We start from the raw sequence: 15,824 nt of genomic DNA on the forward strand, positions 1-15,824 counted from the left end.
AGCAAGCCCCAATGGGAATAAGCGATGACCACGTCAAATCAGACTATCAGCAAAGAAACCGTCGCAGCTATTGATGCACAGCATGAGTTGATGCGTCTGGCGTATGAAAACGCCGACGCGGCCCTACTCGGAGATGAATTTTTTACCGATGATGCTTGGGTTGTTGGCGGTGCCGATATGACCTGGCGTGACCGGAGCGGGATGGTCTCACTCTACCGCGATATCGTTGGCAAGTATCGCTGGAAAAACGATCGCGAGAGCCTTATCCAGTTATCAGACAATGTCGTGTCAGAGTTTTTGATCGGCACAATCGTCCCTGTTGACACAACTGAAGAAACACTCGCCTACAAGATCCAACTCATTTGGACAAAAGCTGATGGAAAGTGGAAATGCTTGTCACAGTTCTTTGGAATGGGAACTGACTTCGCCTTGAAGCAATAACGAAAAAGCAAACGGGCGGGCCGCAACTTTTAGCGAGGCAGGATGACTTAGTTGCGGGGCCGGGTCTGTTAAGCTTGTGAAGCCCGAAGGGGGACGCAAGCAGCCGCTCAATCCAGCCGCTGAAGAAGTCTCATATGCCTTGATGTAACTAACGAATGTTAGTTATAGGGATCTGCCGAAATGCGAGATTTCGGCCAAAAAGAAAAATGCTGAACGAGCAGTAACTTCCGCAGTGCCAGTCGGGTTCGCAGAATGTGGAGAAGGACCGCGCTTTGTTGAAAACGACTAACCAAACTCGTTTCGAAGAAAACAACAGGGGAACGTAAATGACAGACACAACAATCGGTTCCGGAGTGATCGAATCTCCACCCAGCCGTGACATACGCCTGACGGGGAAGATGACCACCCTCTCGCTAATGCTGACGGTTCTTGCCTTTTCGGCGCCTATGGCGGTTGTCGATGGGTTCATCCCATTCACAATCTATTTCGGGGGGCCAGGGGCGACGCTTGCTTTTGTGTTTGCGTCGATCGTTCTGGGCCTCTTTGCAATCGGCTACGTGACCATGGCGCGCAATGTTCCTAAACCAGGCGATTTTTATGCATTCATCAGTTCCGGGCTGGGCCGCATCACGGGCCTCGGCGCTGCATTCCTTGCCGTCTTCTCCTATCTCTGCGTGTTGACAGGCAGTACCATATTCTGCGGAATAAGCGTGGCCTCAGTGATCACGGCTTTTGGGGGGCCGGAAACCTCATGGGTGCCATGGGCAATCGCAGCTTGGTTGGCGGTGTCGGCCTTGGGCTATTTGCATATCGAGATTTCTGCAAAAGTCCTGACCTGGGCGATGGTGATTGAGGTGATCATCGTGGTGGTCTACAGCCTTTGCACGCTGGCTGCAGGCGGCAAGGAAGGGCTAAGTTCCGTGCCTTTCACCTTAAAGGCCTTCTCTGAAGGTGATATGGCTGTAACGATGCTTTACGCGATCCTCGTCTTCATGGGATTTGAGGCGACTGCATTGTTTCGCGACGAAGTCCGCGATCCTGACAAGACGATCCCGCGCGCTACTTATGGTGCGGTGATCCTCATCGGCCTGCTCTACACATTGGCTTGCTATGCGATGACCTCGGCGTTTGGCGCCGGAGCCTGGGATGCGGCCAAAAATGATCCCACAGGAATGTTCACAGCCTCGAGCAGCATTTTCGTCTCCCCACTTTTCAGCAAGATCGCCCGCTGCTCGGTCGCGCTGTCCACCTTCGCCGCGATTGTGTCCATCCATAACGTGCTTGCGCGCTACATCTTCAACCTTGCCATTGACAAAGCGCTGCCGTCATCACTGGCGGCGGTTCACAGTCGGCACCATTCGCCTCACCGTTCTTCGACAGCTGCCGGCGCCATCGTTGGTCTGCTGTTGCTTGGCTGTTACTTGACTGGCATCAGCGGCAGCCTGCTCTACGGCATGGTGGTCGGCATTGGCTCGATTGGCGTCATCTTCTTGATGGGGTTGGTCTGCGTCGCTGTGATCGGCTGGTTTGCCCAGACCGGAGTTCCGAAGGGCGAGAACGCCTTCAAAGTGTTTATCGCGCCGGCAATCGCTGGGGCGGCACTTCTCAGTGTCGCGATCTTCACCGCGCTGCACCTCCACTTCATTGTTGGCGGAGAACCGGATGCAAACAACTGGATCATTTTCGTGCTGATCGGGGTCTTTGTGCTGGGTGCAGGTCTTGCGGCCCATTACAAGTTCAATCGCAATGACCTCTACGAGAAACTCGGTCGCGCTGAACGCATTTTCGACGCTATCGCCCGGACATGAGTAGACGGGGGCGGCTGCGCACCCCGCGCATCCGCCCCCGTACTACCATGGCCCTGATTGAGAGATTTTATCTCTTGCAGGTTCACAGCCTTGGAATGGTGCATGTTAAGTGCACTCGTTTTTTCAACATCAACAGCACGATGATCACATCAACCGGCATTGCGGGTGATCGCAGGTTTGTGCTGCTCGATGGCCAGGATTGTCTGATTTCCCCGAGCAAGCACGGGCTTATCTACCGCTTGAATCCATGCGTATGAGGCGCAGATGAGTCTAACTTTCCCAGATGGCCACAAAATCGAGGCGCTTTTAACCTTTTGCCCCACCATCAATCACCTCGGGATACGGCAAGTCGAGATCATGCCGGTTCTGGGCGACTGGAACGCCAAACTCGGTGCTTTCGCTGGTCGTGCGACCCGGCAGGTACGCACAGAGGGTCCTAACGGTGGCGTTGACATCAAGCCAATAACGCTGGTTTCGACCGGCTCTCTTGCCGACGGCTTCGACGCTTGGGCCGAACTGTCGATCCCCGGCGGTTGATGACATGTGCGAACCAACACCAAAAGAGGGCCAGCCAGACAATGTTACCGGGTGCGCCAATACGTCCGTGCCTTCGCAAGCCGGCTGGAACGCAGCACGCAGGACGGTGACCACGGCTGATGGGCAGAGACTTAGCTTTGTCGAGATGGGCGCCCGCGATGGTCTGCCGATACTGCTGCTGCATGGCTATACCGACAATAGCCGCGCCTGGTCGCCTTTGGCCCCCTATCTGGCGGGACGGCGGCTGATCGCGCTGGACCTGCGCGGCCATGGTGGTAGCGCAATCCCAGCCGGCAGCTACCGGCATCGACACGTTGGCCCATGACGTGAATGGCTTTATGGAGGCGCTGGGCATCGATAGGGCCGATGTCGTCGGCCATTCGCTCGGCTCAATGACTGCGGCCGCGCTTGCCGGCTTTTACCCCGAACGCGTCGATCGGCTGGCCCTCCTTTCCACAGCGGTAAGCTTTCCGAAAGAAGCCATCGATTGGCTTTGGGACAACGTGCCCAACCTTAGCCATCCGCTCGACCCGAATTCGGAATTCATGCTTGCCTGGTTCTCGAACCCGACGCCGATGGAAGAAGACTTTCTGACCCGCGACCGCGCGGAAAGCGCCTCGGTTGCCGCGCCGGTCTGGATGGGTGTCCTCAAGGCGTTTACCGTGCTCGATTGGAGCCTGCTCGCCACGCGCATCACCGCCCCGACGCTTGTCATGTGGGCCGATCAGGATGCCTTATTTGGTGCTGCCAGCCAGAGCCGCGTGAGAGAGGTGCTGCCCGCCGCACAGTACGAAACCTTCCCGGGGCTTGGCCACAATTTCATCTGGGAGCAACCCATGAAAGCCGCGAAGGTAATCAATCGGTTCCTTGCCCGCTAGCGCAAAGGGAACATACCTATAACTCAACAATATAACGAGGATGGCACTATGTTTAAAATGATGGTCAGCCAAGGATTGCTTGCAGTTTTTCTATCATTCGCCGCGCCGGCGGCTGCCGATACACCTGTGCCTTCGCAGGCAGACTGGAACGCCGCCCGCAAGACGGTGACCACTGCGGACGGGCAGATGCTTAGCTATGTCGAGATGGGCGCCGCCGATGGTCAACCGGTGCTGCTGTTGCATGGCTATACCGACAACAGCCGCGCCTGGTCGATGCTTGCACCGCTTCTTACAGGGAGGCGTTTGATCGCCCTTGACTTGCGCGGCCATGGCGGCAGCGCAGCACCTGACTGCTGCTATGGGCTCGACTCGTTTGCCCATGACGTGAACGCCTTTATGGAGGTGATGCATATTGACAAGGCTGATGTCGTTGGCCATTCGCTGGGTTCTATGACAGCCGCCACTCTGGCCGCCTATTACCCCGAACGTGTCGATCAGCTGGTGCTGCTGTCAACCGCCACCAATGTTCCGAAAGGCACAGCTGACTGGCTGTGGGACAATGTACCGAAACTGAAATATCCGATCGATCCCAATTCGGAATTTATGAAGGCATGGTATGCGAACCCAACGCCGGTGAATGAAGATTTCATAACCCGAGAACGCGGCGAAAGTGCCGCTGTTCCTGCTCAGGTCTGGATGGGTGTACTCAGGGCGCTCACCCCGACGGATTGGAGTTCGATTACCTCGCGCATCACCGCTCCGACGTTAGTCATCTGGGGCGATCAGGATCCGCTGTTCGATGCCGCCAGCCAAACCCGTCTGAAAGAGTTGCTGCCTGCCGCAGAATACAAAACTTTCACCGGACTTGGGCATAATTTCTTCTGGGAGCAACCAGAGAAAGCCGCGAAGGAGATCAATGGGTTTTTGACTCCTTGACCAGAGATTGCCCGCCAGGTGAGCATGGCGGGCACGCATGACCCGGATGCTGGTAGCGATCGCTTTCGAGCAGCTGCAGGAACTGAACTGGGCCAGCAAGCCCAGTTCAGTTCTATTGGGTTAACGCTTTAGAAGTGTCACTTGCTCAAGAACTTCGTCCAAAGATTTGCCAAAGGCGTCGACGATCATGTCGATCTCTTCAGATTTAATGATCATCGGCGGAGCAAACAGAACGGCATCATAGGTCGGCCGGGTGATCACCCCATTGGCCTGCATCCGATCAGCCATCATGGCGCCAAGCTCTCCAACAGTTCCGAGTGCGGTTTTCTTTTCCTTGTCGAGGACGAGTTCAACACCGGCCAAAAGACCAACGCCACGAACCTCTCCGACAAGCGGGTGGTTCAGGAACTTCCGAAAACCCGCGCGCAGACGTTCACCCATGACCGCTGCGTTGTCAGCGAGCTTTTCTTCCTCGATGATACGAATGGTCTCCAATGCCAATGCGCAGGCTACCGGATGGCCACAAGTCGTGAACCCGTGCCACATGCCGCCATACTTTTCGCTCGCGTCATAGATCGGACCCATAACCTTCTCGTTGAAGAGGAAAGCCGCGAAAGGAATGTAGGATGAGGTTAGCTGTTTGGAATAGACGAGAACGTCAGGTTCAAGGTTGAAAGTCTGGGTGCCGAACATCTTGCCGGTGCGACCGAAACCGCAAATGACCTCGTCGGCCACGAACAGAATGTCATATTTCTTTAGGACAGACTGGATTTTTTCCCAATAGGTCGCCGGTGGTACAATGACCCCGCCGCCGCCGTTGACGGGTTCAGCGATGAAGCAGCAGATCGTTTCCGGCCCTTCGGCAATGATCGCATCTTCCATCTCGACAGCAAGACGTGTCGCGAAGTCTTCTTCTGTTTCGCCTGGCAAACCTTCACTGTAGAAATGGGGGCAACTTAAGCGCACTACGGGCATAAGCAAGTCATGGCCAATATGGTTGCCATCGAGCCCCGTCAGATTGTTGGTCGCGATGGTTGCGCCGTGGTAAGCGCGCTTGCGCGAAAGAATTTTCTTGCGCTTCGGCTGTTCCATCGCGTTCGAGCGATGCCATAGCAGCTTGATCACGGTGTCAATCGCTTCCGAGCCAGATGCGTTGAAAAACGCCTTGCTCATGGGGACCGGTGCCATTTCGACCAACTTCTCCGCAAGGTCGATGGTCGGCGGCGTCGAGCGGTGCCAAAATGTATGGTAGAATGGAAGAGTATCGAACTGTCGCATTGCTGCGTCAGCTAGCCGTTTCTCGCTGAAGCCAAGTCCCGCCGACCACATGCCGGACATGCCTTCGAGAAAGCGGTTGCCGTCGTTGTCGTAAACAAAGACGCCTTCGCCGCGCACGATAATCGTCGGGCCGACTTCTTTGTGTTTGACGTGGTTAGTATGGCAATGCAGGACATAATTGATGTCGCGCGCTTCCATGGAATTTACCGTTGTCATCAGGTTCATGTCTTCCTCCTCTCATTTGCGGAATTTCCGTTAGGTAGTTCAGTTCTGGACGCTGCGCGGATTATGTGCGGTGTCCTCAGCCGGGTTCCTTGAGTATTAAGCACAAACTAACGATAGTTAGCAACGACGCAATTCACATGCCTATCTCGGCGCAGCCTATCAACACAGCCTCATCGCCATGCCGCTGCCCGATGCCCGGTCGTACGTCTAAGTGAGCAGCACGCTCTTCCTGCAAACTTTTTTGGTACCGAATTCGACCCCCTGGAATGGGCAGATTGGCTCACCTCCGGAAGCTTTAGAGCCTATCGGCAACATACCGCCAGCAGACGCAAGGAGCAGTAATTCGCCTTGCTGTACATGTCCCAGGAGCCACCGATTGTTCCCGCGGGCGTCGGCGCGTTGCCGCAGGAAGTTTGTCCCCTTCGGCGTAATTCTTGGCAAGAACCCATCTGCCAATGGCGCCAATTAATCCTATTGTCGTGGATCATGGAGCGTGCTTGCAAAAGCGCTGAGCAGGAGGGGGCCAAGCAAAACAAACGTGCGCCGTCTCGGTGTCTGCCGGATCAATGTGCAGGGCGTTAGTGAATCCAACGTTGGCGACTGCGGGCCCAGATCGGTGCCGCAGAAAAATTACGGACTTACCGCAAATGCTGTCCGTCGCGGCCCCTGAAAAATTCGCTCAACAAACCAAACCTGGCAACATAATCCGGATGATCTGAGCAATCTGACCGAATAAAAAAGGGAACTGATGAATGATCAAGGTGCTTTTTGGGACAGAAAGCGGCAACTCTGAAATGGCTGCGGACGATATTGCGCAGTATATTCGCGACAATGGCGAAAGCGCCCAGGTCATCCCGATGGAGGACTGCGACGTGTCGGACTTGGCCGCGACAGGGTTCGCAATCGTGATCACCTCGACCTACGGTGAAGGTGAGTTGCCCGAAACAACCAAGCCCTTTCATGACGCCTTGGCAGAGATCCGCCCCGATTTGTCTGCTCTCAAATTCGCTGCATTTGGTCTGGGTGATAGCACCTACGAGACCTATGGCAACGGGATTGATGTCGTATCTGGTTTGCTGCGCAATCTTGGAGCCCAGCAGATCGGAGATACCGGCCGTCACGATGCAGCCAAGGGGCTGGCATTGTCGCAAGTTGCCGTCGATTGGGTCAGTAAATACCTGCCAGAGCTTGGTCGCCGGGCCGCTTAAGCCCAACATTTGTCGATACGGTTCCGGCAAAAGTTGGAGTACTGGAATGCCAACGGTGGAAAGCAGCGAGATCCTACCTCCCAGCCAGGACGATTGGGTCCAGGCAAAGAAAAAGGTAACGATCCAAAGTGGCATTGAACTTGCCTATGTCGAATGGGGAGACTTGAGTGCCCCTCCGCCTTACCTGAAGTCACGGCGCTTCATTACGATCGACCTTCGCGGTCACGGAGACAGCGAGAAGGTCAAGAGGGATATCAATCTTTTGAGCTTCGCCGCGGATCTAGGTGAGTTCATGGATAAGCTTGGTATCGAAAAAGCGGATCTCGTCGGCCACTCGATGGGGTCGATGACCGCGGTAATCTTTGCTGCCTTGTACGGTCACAAAGTCAACAAAGTCGTTTTGCTAGCCACAGCGCTGCAGCCTGGATCGGCCGTGGCCGATTGGCTTGTCGAAACAATCGAGAAACAAACCTATCCGCTCGATGTAAATGACAAATTCCTTGAGGAATGGACCTGGAATCCACATCCGATCAATCCGATCATCATGAGGTACCTCAAGCAGGAAGCCTCAGAGGTTCCCTACGAGACTTGGCTCGGATGCCTTGTCGCTTTCCGGGTCACGAACTGGTCGATGGTGGCGCAAAATATCAAGGCGCCGGTCTTCGTTATGTGGGGAGACAAGGACCAATTTTTCAATGCGGAAGATCAGGAAGACGTAAAGAAAGTCCTTCCAGAAGCGAAGTACAAAACCTACGTCGACTATGGTCATTCCGTAATCTGGGAAAGTCCCGAGATGGCGGCAAAGGATATCATGGAGTTTCTCAGCGGCAGCGCATGGGAGCCTCTTCATTAGCGATCTGGTCGCACCGAAGCGTTGCGGCGTCAGGCGAAAGCCAATTTTGGTTGCTATGACAGGTTCCGATTCATGAAGGTCAAACATATTGGAATGGCTCACGTGAAGGCCACACGATTGCTCGAACTCGAACGGGCATCCGTGACGGCCCGAGGCATCGCGGGCGATCGTCAGTTCGTTTTGCTCGATGAGTCCGGAAGCCCGCTACCCCCTGGTCATCACCGGCATTACCTGCCGCTCAAGTTCGACTTCGACGAAGAGAAGAACGCTCTGATGTTGACATATCCGGACGGAAGTTGGGTGGCCGAGGACTGTTTGTTGAGCGAGGAAACGTTCGATCTCGACTTCCTCGGAATGCGCAACATCGCAGTCCGCAAGGTCGAGGGGGAGTGGAACAATCGCTTGGGAAAGTTTTCCGGCAAGGCGGTGACGATTGTGAGAGTCGTTAGGGATGGAGACGGGATCGATGTGCTGCCGATCACCCTTGTTACGACGGGCTCCTTGGATGACCTCAGCAAGCGGATGGGCTCTCTCGTTGACTACCGTCGCTTTAGGGCGAATTTAGTGATCGAGCATGAGGAGCCTTTTGCCGAGGACGGCTGGGACGGCAAAACGATGCGGATCGGTTCCGCTGTTCTGCGAATTCGCAGCTCGGTTCCGCGCTGTGTCGTAACGCAACTCGATCCGGACACAGGGGTCAACAACGCCCGTACGATCCCCGCTTTGATGGGATTCCGACAAAGTGTGAATCTACCGGACGGGCTGATGGTTGACTACGCCACACCGGGATTTGCTTCCTATGCGGAAGTTCGCTGCTCCGGAGAGGTCGCGGTGGGTGACGCAGTTTCATTCGTGTAGCCGTGGACAAACCTAGGCTCATTCTTGGGATCCGACCTGCGCAAAAGGTATCTTAGCATGGACTATGAGAACAAAGTTGTAGCTATCACCGGCGCCGGATCCGGGATGGGCCGTGCGATGGTGCAAGAATTCGCGGGCCGCGGCGCTTTTGTTGCGGCGATCGGCCGTACACAGTCGAAAATCGACGAAAGCGTTCGGCTCCTAAGTAACCCGGAAAGAGCCAAGACCTTCCGTGCAGACGTCTCAGTTGAAAGCAGCGTTGCCAAAACGATCGAGCAGATCGTTGGGCACTGGGGTCGCATTGATGTTCTTGTCAACAACGCCGGCGTCCTCGATACCTATGAGCCGGCCCATACGGTCAGTCTTGAGGACTGGGAAAGGGTCCTTTCAATCAATTTGACTGGCCCGTTTCTGATGTCGAAGTACGTCATTCCCCACATGCTGCGGCAGGAGAAGGGTTCGATCGTCAACATCGCTTCGCTCTCTTCATTCAGTGCCGCCGGTGGAGGATCGGCCTATACGGCTTCCAAACATGGGCTCCTGGGTCTGACCAGGCAGTTGTGCTTCGAGTACGGGGCCAAGGGCATCCGTGTGAATGCCATCTGCCCCGGAGCCACGGCAACGCCGATGGCACTGCATGGCGGAACCGACGCTCTTCCGGATATGAACGAAGGCATCATGAAAACCCCGGCTCAACGTTGGTGCCGTCCGGAGGAGATCGCTCGCTTGACGGCCTTTCTTTCAGGCGACGAGGGCGATTTTGTACACGGCAGTTCGTTCGTCATTGATGGCGGTTGGCTGACCGCCGCTCGAGATGCGTTTTAGCGTCCGTTCGAGCCTGCAATGTGAAGGCGACCGCGCCTTCCAAGTTGAAAACGAACAACTACCTAGGGGAAAACATGGACGTACGCGCCGCTGTTGCTGTTCAAGCCGGCAAGCCTTTGCAAATCATGACGGTCCAGCTCGAAGGCCCACGTGCCGGCGAAGTGCTAGTCGAGATCAAGGCGACCGGCATCTGCCACACCGATGAGTTCACGCTGTCGGGCGCCGATCCCGAAGGCCTGTTTCCAGCCATCCTCGGCCATGAGGGCGCAGGCATCGTCGTCGATGTCGGCAAGGGCGTCACCTCGGTGAAGAAGGGCGACCATGTCATCCCGCTTTACACGCCGGAATGCCGGCAGTGCCCGTCCTGCCTGTCCAGAAAAACCAATCTGTGCACGGCGATCCGCGCCACGCAGGGGCAAGGCCTGATGCCGGACGGCTCGTCGCGCTTCTCGATCGGCAAGGACAAGATCTTTCACTATATGGGCTGCTCGACCTTCTCGAATTTCACCGTGCTGCCCGAGATCGCGCTGGCCAAGGTCAACCCGGACGCCCCCTTCGACAAGATCTGCTACATCGGCTGCGGCGTCACCACCGGCATCGGTGCGGTCATCAACACCGCCAAGGTCGAGCAAGGCGCCACAGCGGTGGTCTTCGGCCTCGGCGGCATCGGCCTCAACGTCATCCAGGGCCTGCGGCTTGCCGGCGCCGACATGATCATCGGTGTCGATTTGAACAACGACAAGAAAGCCTGGGGCGAGAAATTCGGCATGACGCATTTCGTCAATCCCAAGGAGATCGACGGCGACGTCGTCCCGCACCTCGTCAACATGACCAAGCGCGGCGCCGACCAGATCGGCGGCGCCGACTACACATTCGACTGCACCGGCAGCACCAAGGTGATGCGCCAGGCGCTGGAAGCGTCGCATCGCGGCTGGGGCAAGTCGGTCGTCATCGGCGTGGCGGGTGCCGGCCAGGAGATCTCGACGCGGCCGTTCCAGCTGGTCACCGGTCGCACCTGGATGGGCACCGCGTTCGGTGGCGCGCGCGGCCGCACCGATGTGCCCAAGATTGTCGACTGGTACATGGACGGCAAGATCCAGATCGACCCGATGATCACCCACACGCTCAAGCTCGAGGACATCAACAAGGGCTTCGACCTCATGCATGAGGGCAAGAGCATTCGTAGCGTCGTGGTCTATTGACGAAGAAAGCTATCCACCGCGGATACACATGGACGTTGTACAGGTTCAACAAGGGAGGAATTTCATGAACGAGAAACTGCATCACAGCATCGACAATGGCCTGCCCAGGGAAAGCGCAAGCTTCGCCGGCGGCACACTGGTCTGCGCCTGCACCAGCAAGCCTGTGAAGGTGAAGGTGAAGGGCAAGATCGCCCACAACCATGCCTGCGGCTGCACCAAGTGCTGGAAGCCTGATGGCGCGATCTTCTCGGTCGTTGCCGTCGCCGGTACCGGCGACGTCACCGTCGTCGAGAACGGCGACAAGCTGAAAGTGGTCGATCCGGCAGCGCTGATCCAGCGCCACGTCTGCACCGGTTGCGGCGTCCACATGCACGGCCCGGTCGAGCGCGACCATCCGTTCAAGGGCCTGTCCTTCATCCATCCCGAGCGCTTCGTCGAGGACGGCTGGTCGCCGCCGGGCTTCACCGCCTTCGTCTCGTCGATCATCGAATCCGGTGTCGATCCGAAGCGCATGGACGGCATCCGCGCGCAGCTGAAGTCAATTGGCCTGGAACCCTATGACTGCCTCAACCCGGCCCTGATGGACTACATCGCCACCTGGACCGCGAAGAAGAATGGCGTAGGTCCGTCGTAATCCGAGGAAGATCGGGATGCAGCAGCGATTGGAAGGAACAGCAACGTGACTGGAAGAGTAAAAGGTAAGAATATCATCGTCATCGGCGGGACGAGCGGGATGGGGCTTGCCCAGGTGAGGCGGTTCACTTCGGAAGGGGCTCGAGTCTTGATCGCCAATAGAAGTGGTGTTCAGGGCGCGACGCTCGTCAAGGAGATCGGCGACGCGGCTGCGTTCGTCGAACTCGATGTGCGGTGCGAAGAGGGTTGGGCTAATGTCGTCAGTCAAGCCGAGAGGCATTTTGACGGACCCATCCACGCATTGGTCAACAATGCAGGCATCTTGGTTGAGGAAGGGATCGAGCAGACGAGTCTGGAGACCTATCGCTTTTTGGTCGATGTCATGCAGGTCGGTGCTTTTCTCGGGATGAAAGCTGTCATCCCCTCGATGAAAAGCGCGGGTGGAGGGTCGATCATAACTGTCTCTTCGACGGCTGGCATCGTGGGTTACCCCGGGTTCTTTGCTTACACTGCCACAAAATGGGCGGTTCGTGGGATGACTAAGGCTGCCGCACTGGATCTGGCACCCTCGAATATTCGCGTCAACAGCATTCATCCGGGGGACACGGAAACCCCCATGATCGAAGGCAGAGGCTACAATGCTGACCACGTCCCATTGAAGCGGTTCGCCCGCCCCGAGGAGATTGCCTCACTCGCTCTGTTCCTTGTCTCAGATGAGTCGGCTTACATTACCGGCGCAGAACATGTGATCGACGGCGGCTTCACCGCTCAATAGCCCGTTTTTCAGGTGCGGCTAGCGCCAGCGTCGTCGCACTTTCCTCTCTTCCCGAGTTTGCGGAGTCGTCTTTTCGCCCGAGTGGGCACACTGCGCGGATCTCAACTCTGCCAATGATCCGCGCAGCATGTGTCACCATTTATGCCGATTCATATGGCTTCCCTCGATAGGCTTGCCCCAGTGGGACAGTCCTCGGGCTGATCTTGTCCAGCAGATTCAAACAGCAACTATAGAACATATCTGCGTTGGTCATTTTGTGGCTACGGGGAACTGGCTGCGGCAGAAGGGCAGTATCGGACACTGACTACTGCGAACCGGCCAATCGGTGGCTGCGATTGCTCAAAAGTAGCAAGGCCACACTTAGTCGACACGTCTGGCATTCGTATGGGCTTGTCCTCGTATAGAGCGCTTCCAATGATGTTGCCTGGGGCTTCAAGCTCCATTTTGGCAGGTTTGGCGTAGCAGTTGTCAACCGGCGCCGAGCCAACCCCGATCTGACTGGATAAGCTCAGTCCAACAAAAGGACTTGGACTGATCGGTCAAAGTCTGCCTGACACGTCAAACTGATCGGAGGAAATCCATGAGCAGCAACACGATCAATTGGGAACGCGTCCGCAACAAAGTCGCCAAGGAGGGCATACGGACCTATTGGAGACCGTATGCGGCACCGACCATTATGTCGGCCGGCGATAGTCTGATCTCAGGCGCACCACAAATGCCGCGGTGGGATGCGCCCCCGAAAGCTGCCGTTTCTGTTGCGATCAACGGCGCGTTTTTCACCAAGGCCGAGAACCCAAACCAAGCGCAGACGCCCGAGGAGATCATTCGGTCCGCGAAGGACTGCATCGCTGAAGGCGCCCAGATCATACACATTCACGTTCGCGATGACGGTGGCCACAACGTCCTTGATGTCGACCGTTTCGCCGATGTCCTTGGGCGTCTGAAGTCCGATCACCCGGGCATCGCGCTCGACGCTTGCCTTGTGGCCGTCAACGACACTGAATGCAAGGCCATGCAGGAGGTCATCGACCGAATGCTCGTGAACGCTGTTCCCGTGAACACCACGGCGTTGATCCTCGGCGATAACCTCTTCGTAAAGCCGCCGCACGCCATTATCGAAAAGACGCGCATGGTCCTCGAGGCCGGGCTGGTCCCACAGCTCGCCGTCTACACCGACGGCGACGTCGATAACGCGCGCCGGCTCCTCATCGACAGCGGTCTGGTGAAGGGCCCTTTGACCTGGTTGCTGCTTGCCGGTCTTCCGGGTTGCACGCCAATGTACTCGCCGCAGAGCATGATCGACGGTCTGGTTCGCCAGGTTGGGCTCATCCGGCAAGTTGATCCGGGGGCAAACATCATCGTCTGCGCCGGCGGCCGGGCAAGCCTTCACCTCGCAAACCTCGCATTGCTGATGGGTCTCCACGTTCGCGTCGGTATGGAAGACACCGTGTGGAAGTGGCCGCATCGTGACGACCTGATCGAGCGCAACGTCGATGCGTTCCGCATCACACGAACGATGGTCGAAAGCCTTGGTCGCGAACTTATGACTGCCGAGGAGTTCCGTCAGATGTGCGGAATTTCTGCAAGAGCCAGCACCTCCGCTGCAGCCGAGTGAGGCGAAGTGCCATGAAGGACAAGAACAACGAAGGAGACGGTGTCCCCGCACAGGGGGCATTCGACCGGACCGCGTACCGAGATAGCTGGGGTGCGCCCTTGGGCGCATTCCGCGGCGGTCGGTGGAATGTCGATGCTGAAATCAACAAGACGATCACAGAGCCCGAGCGTCTTCATGTCCGTTACGCCGCTCGCCCAAAAACATATGACGAAATGTTTCGCGCGACCACCCTGCGTTTTCCCAACCAGGAGGCTGTGGTTTGCGGAGATCGTCGAGTTTCCTATCGGGAACTCGACAGCGTGGTGGAAAAAACCGCATTCGGTCTGATCAACGCAGGGCTCAAGAAGGGCGACCGTATCGCCATCATGCTCGACAACCGGCTCGAATACCTCGTCGCGATCCTGGCTGCGGTGAGGGCCGGAGGGATTGCCGTCCCACTCGGAACGCGGCTTGGCCCTTCGGACGTCAGCTACATTGTTGGCGACGCGACACCGGTTCTTGCCGTTACCGGGTCGCAATGGTTGGAGAAGTTTCCGGCTTCGGGGAGTAGCCTTCAACGGGTTTTCGTAGTTGACGGCGACCCAGGTGCGGCGGACACGTTCGCCACTTTGGCTCAGGCCTCGCCGGTCGCTCTTCCTGTTCTGGACAAAGAAGGTCTCATGATGATCGTCTTTACGTCCGGAACCACGGGTAAGCCAAAGGGGGCTTGCCTTACGCACACTAATTTCGTGCACACCTGCCTTCATTACCTTTACGCACTCGCTATCGACCGCCCGCAGAGGAGTCTGTTGGCCGTACCCGCAACCCACATTGCAGGTTTTGGTCCTCTAGCGTCGGTAACCTTGGCCTCCGGTGGCACGCTTGTCATGGCGCGAGAATTTAAAGTCGCCCCTGTCCTTGAACTCATGGTTCGCGAACAAGTTACCTATGCCGTCCTGGTGCCTTCGATGTACCAGTTGTTGGCAATGGCGCCGAATATCCAGGACTACGATCTGTCGGCATGGAAATACGGGATCTATGGCGGTGCGATAATGCCGCCCGCTGTTATTGAGCGGTTCAGCCAGATCACGCCTGGGCTCCGGATGATCAATGCGTACGGGGCCACAGAAACCTGCGCCGTATGCACGATCATCCCGCCCGAGCTGACGTCATCAGCTCCGACCAGCGTCGGCTTCTCCCTGGAGTGCGACGAGATCCTCATCGTGGACCCCAATGGAAAGCCGGTTCCTGACGGGGAATCCGGAGAACTCTGGATCAGGGGACCAAACGTCAGCCCTGGTTACTGGAACAACGAGGAGGCAACCCGCCAGTCGTTCAACAATGGGTTCTGGAAGAGTGGCGACATCGGAAAGCGGGACATCTGCGGCCTGATTTACGTCCACGATCGGCTCAAGGACATGATCAATCGCGGCGGTTTCAAGGTCTTCAGCGCGGAAGTGGAAAACTCGCTGATGGAACATCCCGATATCGAGGAATGCGCGGTGGTCGGCGTCCCCGACCCGGTCCTGGGTGAAAGGACATTTGCCTTTGTCAAACGTCGAACTGCGGAGCTGAATGGCGAGACGTTGCGCGCTTACCTTCGGGCCAACATTGCTGACTACAAGGTTCCAGATTTTTGGCTTGTTGGAGACGAACCGGTCCCAAGGAACCAAAACGGAAAGGTTCAGAAAGCCGATGTAAGGGAGCTCGCCAAGCAGCTCCATGCTTCATAGATCGTGCCCTTCCGAAACACACAAATTCCGCGCAGCAGCG

Annotated in this window: 15 protein-coding genes; 14 read left to right on the plus strand and 1 reads right to left on the minus strand. The window is 56.8% G+C overall.

The annotated features are described in order from the left end of the window. Window positions 1-24 precede the first annotated feature (24 nt). From ASD12_RS10685 to ASD12_RS10715, 5 genes are all read left to right on the plus strand, one after another. A complete protein-coding gene (locus ASD12_RS10685) occupies window positions 25-441 on the plus strand; it encodes a nuclear transport factor 2 family protein (protein ID WP_056585183.1) in 417 nt (138 codons plus the stop codon). Window positions 442-767: 326 nt separating this feature from the next. Further along, window positions 768-2,249: an APC family permease gene (locus tag ASD12_RS10690; protein ID WP_056585186.1), complete on the plus strand. Its 1,482-nt coding sequence runs from the start codon at window positions 768-770 to the stop codon at window positions 2,247-2,249. 357 nt (window positions 2,250-2,606) lie between these two features. Continuing rightward, on the plus strand, window positions 2,607-2,786 hold the full coding sequence (locus ASD12_RS10700; protein WP_156398569.1) for a hypothetical protein: 180 nt from the start codon (window positions 2,607-2,609) through the stop codon (window positions 2,784-2,786). A 269-nt stretch (window positions 2,787-3,055) separates the two neighbouring features. After that, window positions 3,056-3,664, plus strand: a complete 609-nt coding sequence (locus ASD12_RS10710) for an alpha/beta fold hydrolase (protein WP_082525366.1) — start codon at window positions 3,056-3,058, stop codon at window positions 3,662-3,664. Between the two features lie 48 nt (window positions 3,665-3,712). Then, window positions 3,713-4,600 carry an alpha/beta hydrolase gene (locus ASD12_RS10715; protein ID WP_056585194.1) on the plus strand — a complete coding sequence of 296 codons (888 nt, stop codon included), beginning with the start codon at window positions 3,713-3,715 and terminating at the stop codon, window positions 4,598-4,600. A 120-nt stretch (window positions 4,601-4,720) separates the two neighbouring features. On the opposite strand, the gene ASD12_RS10720 is transcribed toward ASD12_RS10715, so the two are convergent. Further along, window positions 4,721-6,094 carry an aminotransferase gene (locus tag ASD12_RS10720; protein ID WP_156398578.1) on the minus strand — a complete coding sequence of 458 codons (1,374 nt, stop codon included), beginning with the start codon at window positions 6,092-6,094 and terminating at the stop codon, window positions 4,721-4,723. 761 nt (window positions 6,095-6,855) lie between these two features. On the opposite strand from ASD12_RS10720, the gene ASD12_RS10725 reads away from it, so the two are divergent. The 9 genes from ASD12_RS10725 to ASD12_RS10765 all read left to right on the plus strand — a co-directional run bounded on the left by ASD12_RS10725 (window position 6,856) and on the right by ASD12_RS10765 (window position 15,784). Continuing rightward, a complete protein-coding gene (locus tag ASD12_RS10725) occupies window positions 6,856-7,311 on the plus strand; it encodes a flavodoxin domain-containing protein (protein WP_056585198.1) in 456 nt (151 codons plus the stop codon). 46 nt (window positions 7,312-7,357) lie between these two features. Beyond that, window positions 7,358-8,164 carry an alpha/beta hydrolase gene (locus tag ASD12_RS10730; protein WP_056585200.1) on the plus strand — a complete coding sequence of 269 codons (807 nt, stop codon included), beginning with the start codon at window positions 7,358-7,360 and terminating at the stop codon, window positions 8,162-8,164. A gap of 72 nt (window positions 8,165-8,236) precedes the next feature. Then, window positions 8,237-9,022, plus strand: a complete 786-nt coding sequence (locus tag ASD12_RS10735; protein ID WP_056585202.1) for an MOSC domain-containing protein — start codon at window positions 8,237-8,239, stop codon at window positions 9,020-9,022. A gap of 57 nt (window positions 9,023-9,079) precedes the next feature. Further along, window positions 9,080-9,847 carry an SDR family oxidoreductase gene (locus tag ASD12_RS10740; RefSeq protein WP_056585204.1) on the plus strand — a complete coding sequence of 256 codons (768 nt, stop codon included), beginning with the start codon at window positions 9,080-9,082 and terminating at the stop codon, window positions 9,845-9,847. Window positions 9,848-9,921: 74 nt separating this feature from the next. Further along, window positions 9,922-11,049, plus strand: coding sequence for an S-(hydroxymethyl)glutathione dehydrogenase/class III alcohol dehydrogenase (locus tag ASD12_RS10745; RefSeq protein WP_056585206.1), 1,128 nt, complete (start codon window positions 9,922-9,924; stop codon window positions 11,047-11,049). Between the two features lie 64 nt (window positions 11,050-11,113). After that, on the plus strand, window positions 11,114-11,683 hold the full coding sequence (gene gfa, locus ASD12_RS10750) for an S-(hydroxymethyl)glutathione synthase (protein WP_056585208.1): 570 nt from the start codon (window positions 11,114-11,116) through the stop codon (window positions 11,681-11,683). 45 nt (window positions 11,684-11,728) lie between these two features. Further along, window positions 11,729-12,457, plus strand: a complete 729-nt coding sequence (locus tag ASD12_RS10755; protein WP_200953692.1) for an SDR family oxidoreductase — start codon at window positions 11,729-11,731, stop codon at window positions 12,455-12,457. A gap of 580 nt (window positions 12,458-13,037) precedes the next feature. Further along, complete coding sequence (locus ASD12_RS10760) at window positions 13,038-14,072, plus strand: 3-keto-5-aminohexanoate cleavage protein (RefSeq protein ID WP_200953693.1); 1,035 nt, start codon at window positions 13,038-13,040, stop codon at window positions 14,070-14,072. Between the two features lie 11 nt (window positions 14,073-14,083). Further along, window positions 14,084-15,784: a class I adenylate-forming enzyme family protein gene (locus ASD12_RS10765; protein WP_056585210.1), complete on the plus strand. Its 1,701-nt coding sequence runs from the start codon at window positions 14,084-14,086 to the stop codon at window positions 15,782-15,784. The last annotated feature ends 40 nt before the right edge of the window (window positions 15,785-15,824 follow it).

This window comes from Mesorhizobium sp. Root102, assembly GCF_001425625.1.
GTDB lineage: Bacteria > Pseudomonadota > Alphaproteobacteria > Rhizobiales > Rhizobiaceae > Mesorhizobium.

What these genes read in the sequence shown, in the direction of transcription:
- ASD12_RS10685 (WP_056585183.1), top strand. Translation starts at nt 25, where the DNA reads ATGACCACGTCAAATCAGACTATCAGCAAAGAAACCGTCGCAGCTATT.
- ASD12_RS10690 (WP_056585186.1), top strand. Translation starts at nt 768, where the DNA reads ATGACAGACACAACAATCGGTTCCGGAGTGATCGAATCTCCACCCAGC.
- ASD12_RS10700 (WP_156398569.1), top strand. Translation starts at nt 2,607, where the DNA reads ATGCCGGTTCTGGGCGACTGGAACGCCAAACTCGGTGCTTTCGCTGGT.
- ASD12_RS10710 (WP_082525366.1), top strand. Translation starts at nt 3,056, where the DNA reads ATGGTGGTAGCGCAATCCCAGCCGGCAGCTACCGGCATCGACACGTTG.
- ASD12_RS10715 (WP_056585194.1), top strand. Translation starts at nt 3,713, where the DNA reads ATGTTTAAAATGATGGTCAGCCAAGGATTGCTTGCAGTTTTTCTATCA.
- ASD12_RS10720 (WP_156398578.1), bottom strand. Translation starts at nt 6,094, where the DNA reads ATGACAACGGTAAATTCCATGGAAGCGCGCGACATCAATTATGTCCTG.
- ASD12_RS10725 (WP_056585198.1), top strand. Translation starts at nt 6,856, where the DNA reads ATGATCAAGGTGCTTTTTGGGACAGAAAGCGGCAACTCTGAAATGGCT.
- ASD12_RS10730 (WP_056585200.1), top strand. Translation starts at nt 7,358, where the DNA reads ATGCCAACGGTGGAAAGCAGCGAGATCCTACCTCCCAGCCAGGACGAT.
- ASD12_RS10735 (WP_056585202.1), top strand. Translation starts at nt 8,237, where the DNA reads ATGAAGGTCAAACATATTGGAATGGCTCACGTGAAGGCCACACGATTG.
- ASD12_RS10740 (WP_056585204.1), top strand. Translation starts at nt 9,080, where the DNA reads ATGGACTATGAGAACAAAGTTGTAGCTATCACCGGCGCCGGATCCGGG.
- ASD12_RS10745 (WP_056585206.1), top strand. Translation starts at nt 9,922, where the DNA reads ATGGACGTACGCGCCGCTGTTGCTGTTCAAGCCGGCAAGCCTTTGCAA.
- gfa (WP_056585208.1), top strand. Translation starts at nt 11,114, where the DNA reads ATGAACGAGAAACTGCATCACAGCATCGACAATGGCCTGCCCAGGGAA.
- ASD12_RS10760 (WP_200953693.1), top strand. Translation starts at nt 13,038, where the DNA reads ATGAGCAGCAACACGATCAATTGGGAACGCGTCCGCAACAAAGTCGCC.
- ASD12_RS10765 (WP_056585210.1), top strand. Translation starts at nt 14,084, where the DNA reads ATGAAGGACAAGAACAACGAAGGAGACGGTGTCCCCGCACAGGGGGCA.